This is a genomic window from Halomonas sp. HMF6819 (assembly GCF_044335525.1).
Classification (GTDB): Bacteria; Pseudomonadota; Gammaproteobacteria; order Pseudomonadales; family Halomonadaceae; genus Vreelandella.
In genome coordinates, this window is the sequence record NZ_JBIQVY010000001.1 from 872,559 (window position 1) to 884,102 (window position 11,544).

Here is an 11,544-nt window from a genome sequence, read left to right on the forward strand (position 1 = left end):
GTCCAAATTATCTAGCGCGTATGATCCAGCGCGGTGTCGCAAAACCGCTCGACGCGTTGGCGCGCCTCGCCCGTCAGCGTTTTGAGCGGCAGCGGCAGGCACGGCGCGCTCGCAAGCCCCAGCACCTCGGCCGCAGTGGCGATGACGCGCAGGCTGCCGTGCTCACGATACAGCGCCCAGAGCGGCTCGAAGGTCGCCGACAACCGCTGTGCATCCTCGATGTTGCCGGCCTGGGCGGCGCGGGTGATCGCGAGTGCGGCGTCGGGAAAGAGCCCGCCCAGTACCGAGTACCAGCCGTCACAGCCAGCCGCCAAGGCGGTGGCCGCCGCCGGGTCGCCGCTGATGCCGATGGTGACGTCACCAGGAATCAGTGCGCGCAGCTGCGCGATGCGCGTTTGGGCCGCGTCTTGATCCAGCGGCACCGGCGGAATCTTGATCGATGCCACCCTGGGAAGCGCTGCAATGCGGGCGTGTAGCGCGTCGCTGAAAGCGAAATGCGTGGTGCCCGGGTTGTCGTAAACGCATAGCGGCACATCGAGGGTGTCGCACACCGCCTTGTAGTGCTCGAACACCTCTTCCTCGGTCAGCGTTTGATACGACACCGGCGCCAGCAGCACCCCGCTCGCTCCGGCCTTCTGGGCATCCTCGGCCAGGCGGATCACCTCGCGGGTGGAAAGCGCGCCGATGCCGGCCACGACCGGTACGTCACCGGCACTGTCCACTGCCAGTCGCGTGACCCGGGCGCGCGTCTCGCGAGACAGGTACATGTAGTTTCCGGTCGAGCCCAGCACGCCGATGGAATCCACCCGCGCGCTCGAAAGCCGCGCCACGAGGTGCGTGAACTCAAGCTCGCGAACGCCCTGTTCGCTTACGGGCGTCAAGGGAAAGGCACTCAGGCCGGAGAACATGGGCAACTCCTTTTCGAAAGCGGGGTAGAAATTCGACGCTCACGCTATGCTGCCACGATAGCGCGGCAGGCCGGCAACCGGCAGGCGCACCGTGAAAACGTCGCCGGAGGCAGAATAACGCGCAAGCTCGTCATTGCTCATGCCAAAACGCGCCGAGGTCACGAAGAGCGTTCTCATGTCGGCACCGCCAAAGCAGGCGCTGGTGGGCCGAAGTACGGGCATCGAAAGCCGGTCGGTCAGTTCACCACAGCCGTTAAAGCGCAGCAAGCAGGCCCCGCCAAACTGGCAGACCCAAAGCCCGCCCTCCTCGTCCATGGCCATCCCGTCTGGCCGCCCAGGGTGCGCGGAGGTGTCAACGAAGGTGTCCACCCGGCCAAGCGCCCCGATATCCGGTGAATACGGCGCCTGCAGAATTCGCCGGGCGATCGAGTCCACGAAATAAAGGCGCTCGCCATCCCGACTCCATGCCAGGCCGTTCGGAAGCCCCATTCCCTCGTTCAGCGGCGTGGCAGAGAAATCGCTTTCGAAGCGGTAGATCCGGCCGCTTTCGCTTGCATGGTGCTCATCCATCAGGCCGCTGACGAAGCGCCCCTGCGGGTCACAAGCACCGTCGTTGAAGCGCTGGCTTGGCGCCAGACTCACCGGCCGGGAGGTTCGCTCGATGCGCCGCGTACCGGGATCGAACAGCGCCACTTGCGCGCCTTCGGCCAGCAGCAGCTTCCCGGACTCGGTAAGCGCCAGCGCGCACAAGGGTGCCCTGGACGAATAGAGCGTATCGAGGCGGCCTGTCGCATCCAGCGCGTGAAGCTTGCCGCCGCTGATATCGACGAAGTAGAGCGTTGCGGTGCGCGCCTCCCACACCGGGCTTTCGCCGAGTGCCGCCTGCACGCGCGCAAAGCGCCTGACCTCAGCCCGGCACATGCGCGCCGCCGGTAGCGTGCGATTGCTTGATCTGTGCCCAGCAACAAGCCACCTCGTCGAGGCTCGCTGCGTTGACGCGGTTCAGGTCGCGCGGGTAATCCACTCCCGCGTTCTCCTCGAACCGGGTCGCGCTGAACTGGCCGTTGCTGGCGCGCAGGATGTAGCCGCTCTCCTGGCACCGCTCGCTTGCCAGATACAGTACGCCCGGCGTTACCCACTCGGGCTTGAGATCCGAAGGCTCGCCGGTTTCGCCCCACATGCGCGTTCTGGCCACCGGCGACACGGCGTTCACCCGAATGCCGTGCTCGGCGCCCTCGAAGGCCAGCGCGTTCATCAGGCCCACCTGAGCCATTTTGCCCGCCGCGTAGGCCCCAAGCCCCTTCTGCCCGTAGCGCAGGTACATCGCGCGATCAGACGTGGTGAGCACGATGCGCGGGGCCCTGGACACTTTGAGCGCGGGCCAGGCGTATTTGGCAAGCCAGCTCGGCGCCCAGACGTTGACCGAAAGCGAACGCGCGAGAAACTCAGCCTCGGCGTCTTCGATGCGCTGGTAGCCGACCCAGCCGGCGTTATGGATGACGATATCCAACCCACCGAAGGTGGCCAGGGTGCGCTCGACGAGCGCCTGGCACTCGACTTTCTCCTCCAGCGCCCCGCCATGGGCGATGGCGCGATGTCCTTCCTGCGTGAGCGCCGCCGCGGCGTGATCGGCAATGGCGGTATCCGCGCCGCTGCCGTCACGGTCGGCGCCGCTGTCGCTGATCACGACGTTTGCCCCGGCGCGGGCGAGTGCCACCGCGTAGGCCCAGCCGAGCCCTCGGCCGCCGCCGGTGATAATGGCCGTCTTGCCTTGAAATGACATGGTGCTCCTCCTCGAAATGGCGTGGGTGAACGCCTTTCAAGGTACGCGTTGAATCATTTTTATCTAATACTATCCGAGCGCGGCTGTGATAGGTAGCTCGTATTACCAGCTCGCGCTGCATTGGTTTAAAGTATCAAAACGTTTCGCCTGACTCCGAGGCCCTGCAATGATCGAGACCCGACTGCTCAGGCAGTTCATCGTCGTGGCCGAGGAGCTACACTTTCACCGCGCCGCCGCACGCCTGCACATGGCGCAGCCGGCATTGAGCCAGGCCATCGCCAAACTCGAGGCGCGCTTGGGATTTGCGACATTGACCCGCAGTCGACGAAGTGTTGCTCTGACCCCGGCGGGCCGCGCCTTTCTGGAAACCGCCTACGCCACGCTCGACACGCTCGATGCCGGCATCGGCCGCGCGCGCCGAGTGGCCGACGGCGTCGCCGGCCGGCTGACCATCGCCACGCTGTCGCTGGCCGGCTATACCCCGGTCCTCGAGACGCTGCGCGCGTTTCGCCGAGCCCTGCCCGAGGTCGAGCTCGACCTGCGCGAGATGCCCTCGGCGCATCAGCTCGAGGCGCTCGTTGCCGGCGAGGTCGACGTAGCACTGATGCGCGAGCTGGCGCTGCCGGCGGTCATCGAAACCCGGCAGGTGCTGACGGAGGCCATCCTGCTGGCGCTGCCCACCGACCACCCGGGCGCGGCCAGCAATGAGCCGGTCGATTTGGGCCACTTTGCCGAAAGCGATTTCGTCTTCACCCCGCGCGCTCTGGGGCCGGGCTATCATCACCAGCTGATGGCGCTGTGCCAGGCGGCGGGATTTACACCGAATATTCAGCAGGAGGCGGCTCAGCTAACGACGCTATTGGGCCTGGTGGCGAGCGGGCTGGGCGTGGCGCTGGTGCCCGCCTCGATTGCGCGATCACTACGCCTGGACGGCGTGGTATTTCGTGCGCTGGCGCCGCTGCCCGGCAGGCCCGATGCGAGCTTGGCGCTCAACGTGAACTGGCACCGCGAGAACACCTCGCCGCTGATCGAGGACTTCATCGCGCGGCTCGCGTCTCAAACGCGCGATGAGGCGCTATCCTTTTAGCCGCTCTTCGTGGGTTTTGACGTAATCGGGATCGATCCGTTTGCGAAGCTTCTGGCACAGGATATAGACCAGCGAGCCGATGGCGAAGGCGATGGCAATGGGCACGAAGATGGCCAATAACCCGGTAAACAATCCGAGCCCGTAAGCATCGGCGAGCGGAACCGAGTAACCGATCATCAATACCAGGCTCAATAGTATCGAAGGGCCAACGATCAACGCGTGGGCAAGAAAGTAGCGGTAGAAATAGCCGCGGCCGTATCGTTTGTAGACGCCGTCGATATCGACCTTGGTCTCGCCCTCCTCCTCGCTTTCGAGCTTGAGCAGGATGGCCTCGCGCTTTTTCTTCAGCGCCAGCGGCGTCCCCTCAAACGTCTCAAAAGACACCTCGACCATGTGCGCCTCGAAGGGCTTCCCGACAAAGGGCATGAAGGTGTATTCCGTATCCAGTGGCCTGATGAACTCGAAGTCGCCAATGCTGTGGAAATACAGCGTGGTTCTGCCGTTATACGTGGCATGGGAGACGGCCTGCTGCTCCATCACGCCTTTGATCATCGTCACTCGAGCCGCCGTTTTGAGCCTTCGCTTGGTACCTTCACGAATCATCCCTCGTGAGACATACCCCAGAAGCCCTGTTGTGGCCGCCGCGATCAAAACGCCCACGATCTGAAAGCGAATCAAAAGCCCCAGCGTGAGCACTAAAAGCGCGATGCCCATTAGCCCGAACACGGCGCCGACGATGGCCGTTACGTGAAGCCCCATACGCTTGTAAAGCGCCACCTGACGAACGTGAAACCGCTCGTTAGGCGTCATTTCGCGCTCACCGACCGTGCTTGCCTCGCGGATGACGGCCTCGTCCTCTTTTAGCTTTTTAGTCACGGTCTCTTATGTCCTCATACTTTCTACCCTAGCCCTTGAGAATCTCTTCCGGCGTCAAACTCTGGTAATCAGGGTCCAGCCCTTTTCTCAGTTTCTTGTAGAGAACCTCGAGCAATTCGTACATCAAGCCTCCGGCGATGATGGAGGCCACCAGAACGCCCATGAACGCCCAGAACGTGAAGAGCTCGAATTTCACGATGAAATAGAACGCGAGCCCGAGGCTCAGGAACATGGGCGGGAGGCTGAGAAGATTGAAGCGCCAAGCCTGACGTTTGAACACCTTTCGCCCGTACTTCTCGAAGGCGCCGTCGAGGTTGATCCGGTCGCTCGCGTTGTCGCGGTCTTTCAAATTAAAGAGCAGCGCCTCGTCGATCCCTTCATAGCGCTTGCTCAAATTCAGCGGCGGATACATCCGTAGAAAGAGGGCGTGAACCTCGATGACATGGGCATTCAGCTTCTCGAGAAGGTCATACGACCCCGGTGGGCCGTGCAGCAGCGCGTTGCCGATGTAATATTCGTTGACGTAGTTAACGCCGCCGGCGTTGCTGGGCACGCGCTTTTTGCGAACGGTCAAAACGCCGCGAATGATGGCGACGTGCGGATCGATGCGCAGGCGGCGCTTACAGCCCAGCCAAAAGATAAAGGCCCCGCCCAGCATCTGGCCCACCACTAAAAAGACGATCAGAAGCCACGCGACCGTCTCCATCCACGGGTCATCCAGATAAATGACGACGCCAAGCCCTACTCCCGAACAAAAAAGCAGTACGCCCACCCCCATTAAAAACCAGAAGAGATAGCGGTGCGTCGCGACCACTTTTTTCGCGTAGTGGTACTCGTGGCGAGTGATTAGCCGCTCACCGACGATCGCGCCATGAACCTCCATGCGGGTGCTCTCCTTTAACGCCATTGCGTGATATCGCCCACGAAGAGGGCGGCCGGGTCAGCGCTTGAACGGCCGGTGTTTCTCATGAATGAACTCAACGGAGTGCTCAAAAAGCTCCCGAAGGTGCTCCTTGGCGGTATCGGCGGTGACGATGTGAAAGTCGCGGCTCAAGGAGCGGCGGCCCAACAGGTTGAACATACCGGTTTTGGCCACGACATCGAGATGCAGAGAGCCTCGGCGCTCCGCCTCGATCGGGGTGAGCATATAGATCGCGTGGGGGCCCTTGCGATCACCGAGCACGAATTCGAAGCCGCCGGCCGCGCCCAGCTCCTCGAACAGCGCCACCTCGCGCGCCCAGGGGTACTGGTCGATGATCTCGCACGCCTTGTCGTAACTATCGGTGTTGATCCGGCGGTTAACGAACTCGCGGTTGTCGGTGTAGTGGGAATAGAGGATTTGAACCATCGAGCGGCCTGCGGGTGGAAATAATTAAGCGCCTAATTATATACCACTCCAACCCGCAGGCCGAACCGGGTTCAGGGGTGGCCGCCACCGCCCCCCGCGCCGTAGACGTGACCGGTAGTGAAGCTAGATTCCTGAGAGGCCAGCGCGTAGACGCCGGCAAGCTCCACCGGTTGACGAGGCCTTTGCTGTCTTAGTGGTGCGGCAGGCAGCGGCAGCGGTTTGCGCAATGGCGCCCGGCTCTAAGCGCCCACCGCGTCGCGATGGCCATTGGAAATATTATCCAGCACGGTAACGACGTATTTCGCTCGGCACAGACGTTTGAGCTTGTACGAACCAATAAAGCGCGCCCCACCGACCACCAGGATACGCCCTTTAGCATGCCTCATCATGATGACCGCTTTTTATTGTAATGGCGGGATGCATGCAACAGTTCATGGCCACCTCTTAAGCCCACTTCTCCAGCTTGCGATAAAGTGTCGAGGGGCTGATGGCAAGCACTCGAGCGGCCGCTGGAACGCTGCCGGCGTGACGCGCGATTGTGGCTTCGATGATCCAGCGCTCGATTTCAGCCAGCGTCATACCCTCGAAAAAGGCTTCGATAGTGTGCGCTGAGACGGCTTCATGTAGTGCCGTCGCGGATGACTCCTCCATCAACGCGGCGCTCGAGGTCGTCGTTACCGAGGTATATGTGGATCTTACCGGCGTATTAGAGGAAGGCTCGTTGCTTTTCAGCGGCGGTAGCGTCAAGTCGTCACCCACGCTCATGACCACCGCGCGCCGGATGGTGTTTTGCAGCTCGCGCACGTTGCCGGGCCAGTCATGGCCATTGAGCTTGGCGATGTTGTCAGCGTTCAGGGCGTTGAAGGCGCGGCCCTCCTCTTCGGCGAAGCGCTGCAGGAAGGTCTCGGCCAACAGCACGACGTCCTCACCGCGCTGGCGTAGTGCCGGCAGTTCAATGGGCAGCACCGACAGCCGGTAAAACAAGTCTTCGCGAAAGCGCCCGGCACGCACCTCTTCGGCGGGGTCGCGGTTGGTGGCGCAAACTACCCGAACGTTGACGGCTTCCGGCCGGCTGCTGCCGACCCGCTGCACCGTGCCGGTCTGCAAAAAACGCAGCAGCTTGACCTGGAGTTTGAGCTCCATTTCGCAGATTTCATCCAGAAAGAGCGTGCCATTATCCGCCTCTCGCGCCGCCCCCGCGCGATTTTCCAGCGCGCCGGTAAAAGCCCCTTTGACGTGGCCAAAAAGTTCGGACTCCAATAGATGCTCGGGAATGGCGCCGCAGTTGATGGCCACAAAGCGCCCTTGGCGCCGGTCGCTCAGAGAATGTATCGCTTCGGCGGCCACCTCCTTACCGGTTCCGCTTTCTCCGGTAATAAACACCGTGGCGCGAGAATTGGCGACGTTTTCGATCGCCCGGTAGACCACCTGCATGGCGTCCGAGCGGCCCACGAAACCCTCGAACTGGTCACGTTTTTGCAGTTTGCGGGCGACCATCACCTCGCGCTCGAGCATTCGACGTTCGCCGGCTCTGAGCACCGTGGTGGTCAACCGCTCCGGCGAGACCGGCTTGACCATGAAGTCATACGCCCCGGCGCGCATCGCTTGAATCGCCCGGTTGATCGAGCCATCAGCGGTAATCACCACTACGCTCGACTGTGCCAGAAACTCCGGCGCCGACTCCAACAGCGCCAAACCGTCGCCATCAGGCAAGTTAAGGTCGAGTAGAATGACGTCAAACCCACTAGGTGATGCCGCGAAGCGCTCACGGGCCTCTTCACCGCGCTCGGCAAGCGTAGTGGTACAGCCTACCTTTTCAAGCTGACCGGCGTAGGTAAGTGCCAAGGATATCGTGTCTTCTACGATCAGAACGCGAGGCTTTTCGGTCATTCGCTACTCCGGTTTATTGCGGTAATTAAAAATCGGGCCTCGCCGGGGTGGCTGCTATCGCGCCAACTAACCTCACATGCCTCCCCATAGAAAATGATGCACTGCTGAACGAGCCCAAACGCAATGTGGGCAAACGCCCGATGCGAGCGATAGAGTACCTCAAAGCCCTCCTCACACTCTCGGGTTGTCACGCTGGGCGGATTAGCACCCGGATAGATAATTTTAACCTCTTCGTGAATGTGACTCTGAACGTGATCCAGCATCTCTCTTGTCGAGCCATAACGCCCCATAAGGTCGGGAAAACGTATCTCGAAGCGTTGAAATAGAAAGCGTCCAAAGGCTTCACACACCTCTGTGGCATTAGCATCGGCTAAACGCGAGGCTGCCGTTACCAGTTGCCCGGCATATTCACTTGGGTAAAACCCCACCGCTGTAAAAGCGGCTTGATTGGGCAAATTGGCCTCTTCGATGACCTGCTCGGTAAAGTCGCTACCAAAGGTTTCATCCATAAAGTTGATCAGCTCTACAAAGATTACGCCTTTCATATCGGTCGCTCTTGTTATTCATACCGTTAAGTCCGGCCATCCGAACGCCTTCCCGTCACTCTTTTTTAGTGCCGCAATGCCTGACACTCGCCTGATTACCACTGCTTTCTCTTTTGCCTCGCCCTTTAAAGGTAGCCTCAATCTGAATGAGCAATTTACGTGCCAGCCAATAATCTCGGCACAAGCGGCTCCAAGGGAACAAAAATTGCAAAATGCAAAAAAAATATTCGCAAAAAAAGAAAATTAATTCGCATTCTGCAATTTCCGTTGTCTGGCGCTTGGATCTTGCGCATGGACGACTGAACCAGTTTAATTATATTTATCATCGAACGAACAACCCAATACGCTTAATTACCGCCCAAGAAAGCGCTAGATCACTAAAATCAAATTAAAAATAAAGCATTACCATTATCCTTCAGTGAGTGGCCCATATTTTGTATCTCGTTAACTACCTGACACCGCCGATAGTCAATTAAAGGTATCATCATGAGACCTACGAGGCGTCACACAATTTGGCTTATGAGTCTGGGCATCCATGCTGTGCTACTCGCGGGATGCTCTTCTGCTCCGACCCCGCATAACCCACCGGGCGCGGCCTGGATGCCCGAGCAATTGGAGGATGAGACGACGCTCGCTTGTCACCCCACTACGTCTGTCGCCACCTCGCTTCCCGAAGAGAACTACGTCTTCGCACATCAACTGTTAACCGACACCCATAGGCTTTCTCCCGGCGACCGCTTGAAAGTGCAGGTGATCGGTGACGACGAGATGTTATCGGGTAATTACGTGATCGACGATACCGGCCAGCTCGTGATTGCCGGCATGGGTCGAGTGAACCTGCAAGGCATGACGATCGACGAGGCCGCTCAGCGCGTGCGCGAGCAGCTCATTGCGCGTGGGCTGGTACGGGACCTGCCCCGCGTCGTGGATATCAATTTGATCGAGAGCGCCGGGGTGTCAGTGGTCGTCAGCGGAGCGGTCTTCAACCCTGGGCCTGTTAGGGCGGGTGAGCGTGGGCCCGAGGCGCGGGCGGGCCTAACGAATAACGTCAACAGCGGCGATGCCAATGTCGGCCGCAGCTTGTCGACGGCGATTCGCGCGGCAGGCGGCATACGGCCCGACGCCTCGGTAAGCGATGTGGTGCTCCAGCGCGGCGATGCCTGGACCCAGGTGGACCTGAGCGGCTTGCTTGATGGCACCCGGTTCACGGATATGCGTGTTACCCACGGGGACCGTATTACGATCCCCAGCACCGGCTGTTTCGATGCTCGCTTGGTAAGACCCGGATCGCTCACCATTCCGGGTATTCGAGTGTACATGTCCAATCTTTCTCGCCCCGCGGCGAGCAATGCCACTGCGGCGATCGGCAAAGATACCACCAGCCTGCCCTACGGAACACGGCTGCTGCAGGGGCTGGTGTCCGCCAACTGCGTGGGGGGCTCGGCCATGAACTCCCATCGCAAGGCGATCCTGATTTCAAAAAACCCGATCAATCAACAGAGCGTGGTGATTAACCGCGATATCGAAGACATGCTCACCAGCGCCCAGCGCGACCGCATCAATCCTTACCTGATGCCCGACGACGCCATCGCTTGCTACGACAGCCGAATGATGAACTTCCGCGACGCCTTTTCGCTACTCGGCGAGATGGTCGGCCCAGCGGCGACCGCGATTTTGATCAACGACGTGGCCCAATGAGCAGCCCAACCCAAAAGCAACCGCGACGCCTTGTCCGGGTCTGGTATTTCATTAGGGACGGGCTCCCGTCCGCCGGCCGCTATCGCCGCTACATCATCGCTATTGCCCCTTTTTTGATTGGGATATGGGCGCTAGTGGCCTGCTATATCGTGCTGGCGCCGGTGACGTATAAAAGCTCCATGTCGCTGATTCTGCCAGGCTCCGGCGTCGGCGGTATGTTGAGCCTGGAAACCATTGGCCAAGCCTCTTCGCAGACCTCCTCGGCGTTCTCGAGCCCCTCGCTTAGCCCCACCCAAAACTACAAGCGTCTGTTGACGGCAGATTTGACCCTGCGAAGCGGCGCCGAGCTATTAAACGATGGCAGCGACCGGCTGCCATCGCCAACGATTAACCTGATCGACCAGACCAACCTGATTCTGGTCTCAATCAAGGGAAGCAGTCCCGAGCAGGCCCAGTCACGCCTGGAGGCGCTTCGGCGTGCTTTCTTAACGGTGCTTGACCAGCTGCGTGAAGATGAGGCCGCGAGACGCGAAGCGGCGGACCGCGACCGTCTCGATGAGCTTCAGCAAAAGCTGCAGGAAGCGCAGCTTCGAGTGATCCGGTTTCAAGGCGACACCGGCCTTGCGACCATGGACCAGTTCGGTAAGCGAATCAGCGTCGTCGACGCCCTGCGCGCCACGGAGCGCGAGCTCCAGCAGGCGCTGTCGGAAAAGGAGTCGGTGACTCGCTCGTTGAGCGATTTGCTGGCACTCAGCGTCGACCAGGCGCGCTCAGCCCAACTGCTCAAGGCCGACCCGCTGTTTCAATCACTTTTAGAGAGCTACGCCGATACCCTGTCCGAGTGGACGCAGGCTCAGGCAACGCTGGGCCCTAATCACATAACGCTGGCCGAGCTCGATGCCCAGCGCGTGAGCCTGAATCAGGCCATGCTACAACGCGGTCAGACGCTGACCGATTTGCCACTCGACAGCCTAAGAGAGTTCGTCGACCTGTCCGTGAGCGACAGCCGCGAGCGCTTGCTGGATGCTTTCCTGGCGGAAACCTCCGGCGTAGTGGGTCTTCAGGCGTCGCTCGAGCAGGTGCAGGAGCAAATCAAACTGCATGACGACGACATGGAGGCGCTGGTGCAAACCGCCGCCAGGCTGGCGGACTTTCTGCGCGAGCAGCGCGTGGCCCAAGCGGTCTTCTCCTCCGCCCTGGCACGCCTTGATACCAACAAATCGGACCCGTTTGCCTCTTATCCGCTGGTACAGACGTTCGAAACTCCCTCCCTGCCCGGCGCCCCCTCTTCGCCGTCGCTCCCGCTGGCAATCGTTGGCGGCGTATTGGGCTCACTGCTCGTCACCATGGGCTTCTTACTGTTATGGCTGCGTCAACCTATCATCCAGCTAATCCTGCCGAAAAAATAA

Annotated in this window: 12 protein-coding genes; 3 read left to right on the forward strand and 9 right to left on the reverse strand. The window is 60.5% G+C overall.

All coding sequences use genetic code 11. The features are described 5' to 3' along the window. Nucleotides 1–11: 11 nt before the first annotated feature. Genes ACGLWX_RS03970 through ACGLWX_RS03980 form a run of 3 tightly spaced genes read right to left on the reverse strand, consistent with a single transcriptional unit; the run spans nucleotide 12 to nucleotide 2,691 of the window. Nucleotides 12–908, reverse strand: a complete 897-nt coding sequence (locus tag ACGLWX_RS03970) for a dihydrodipicolinate synthase family protein (protein ID WP_396237507.1) — start codon at nucleotides 906–908, stop codon at nucleotides 12–14. 39 nt (nucleotides 909–947) lie between these two features. Continuing rightward, nucleotides 948–1,796 carry an SMP-30/gluconolactonase/LRE family protein gene (locus tag ACGLWX_RS03975; RefSeq protein WP_396237508.1) on the reverse strand — a complete coding sequence of 283 codons (849 nt, stop codon included), beginning with the start codon at nucleotides 1,794–1,796 and terminating at the stop codon, nucleotides 948–950. Between the two features lie 19 nt (nucleotides 1,797–1,815). After that, entirely contained in the window at nucleotides 1,816–2,691 is an 876-nt protein-coding gene (locus tag ACGLWX_RS03980) for an SDR family NAD(P)-dependent oxidoreductase (protein ID WP_396237509.1), read from the reverse strand. 166 nt (nucleotides 2,692–2,857) lie between these two features. On the opposite strand from ACGLWX_RS03980, the gene ACGLWX_RS03985 reads away from it, so the two are divergent. Continuing rightward, nucleotides 2,858–3,778 (forward strand): LysR family transcriptional regulator, encoded by a 921-nt coding sequence (locus ACGLWX_RS03985; RefSeq protein ID WP_396237510.1) that lies wholly within the window; start codon nucleotides 2,858–2,860, stop codon nucleotides 3,776–3,778. Here ACGLWX_RS03985 and ACGLWX_RS03990 read toward each other — a convergent pair. The 6 genes from ACGLWX_RS03990 to ACGLWX_RS04015 all read right to left on the reverse strand — a co-directional run bounded on the left by ACGLWX_RS03990 (nucleotide 3,767) and on the right by ACGLWX_RS04015 (nucleotide 8,437). Beyond that, entirely contained in the window at nucleotides 3,767–4,654 is an 888-nt protein-coding gene (locus ACGLWX_RS03990) for a hypothetical protein (protein WP_396237511.1), read from the reverse strand. The two genes, ACGLWX_RS03985 and ACGLWX_RS03990, sit on opposite strands and share 12 nt — an antisense overlap. A gap of 28 nt (nucleotides 4,655–4,682) precedes the next feature. After that, nucleotides 4,683–5,537 carry a hypothetical protein gene (locus ACGLWX_RS03995; RefSeq protein ID WP_396237513.1) on the reverse strand — a complete coding sequence of 285 codons (855 nt, stop codon included), beginning with the start codon at nucleotides 5,535–5,537 and terminating at the stop codon, nucleotides 4,683–4,685. Between the two features lie 57 nt (nucleotides 5,538–5,594). Beyond that, nucleotides 5,595–6,002 carry a hypothetical protein gene (locus ACGLWX_RS04000; protein ID WP_396237515.1) on the reverse strand — a complete coding sequence of 136 codons (408 nt, stop codon included), beginning with the start codon at nucleotides 6,000–6,002 and terminating at the stop codon, nucleotides 5,595–5,597. A gap of 239 nt (nucleotides 6,003–6,241) precedes the next feature. After that, nucleotides 6,242–6,391, reverse strand: coding sequence for an NAD-dependent epimerase/dehydratase family protein (locus ACGLWX_RS04005; protein ID WP_252107153.1), 150 nt, complete (start codon nucleotides 6,389–6,391; stop codon nucleotides 6,242–6,244). Between the two features lie 55 nt (nucleotides 6,392–6,446). Next, complete coding sequence (locus tag ACGLWX_RS04010; RefSeq protein ID WP_396237517.1) at nucleotides 6,447–7,892, reverse strand: sigma-54-dependent transcriptional regulator; 1,446 nt, start codon at nucleotides 7,890–7,892, stop codon at nucleotides 6,447–6,449. After that, the gene (locus tag ACGLWX_RS04015) at nucleotides 7,889–8,437 is read right to left on the reverse strand and encodes a heme NO-binding domain-containing protein (RefSeq protein ID WP_396237519.1); all 549 of its coding nucleotides are present in this window, start codon (nucleotides 8,435–8,437) and stop codon (nucleotides 7,889–7,891) included. The genes ACGLWX_RS04010 and ACGLWX_RS04015 overlap by 4 nt, the downstream gene beginning before the upstream one ends. A 600-nt stretch (nucleotides 8,438–9,037) precedes the next feature. On the opposite strand from ACGLWX_RS04015, the gene ACGLWX_RS04020 reads away from it, so the two are divergent. After that, nucleotides 9,038–10,135 (forward strand): polysaccharide biosynthesis/export family protein, encoded by a 1,098-nt coding sequence (locus tag ACGLWX_RS04020; protein WP_396237521.1) that lies wholly within the window; start codon nucleotides 9,038–9,040, stop codon nucleotides 10,133–10,135. Beyond that, on the forward strand, nucleotides 10,132–11,544 hold the full coding sequence (locus ACGLWX_RS04025; protein WP_252107148.1) for a hypothetical protein: 1,413 nt from the start codon (nucleotides 10,132–10,134) through the stop codon (nucleotides 11,542–11,544). Before ACGLWX_RS04020 ends, ACGLWX_RS04025 begins: the two co-directional genes overlap by 4 nt.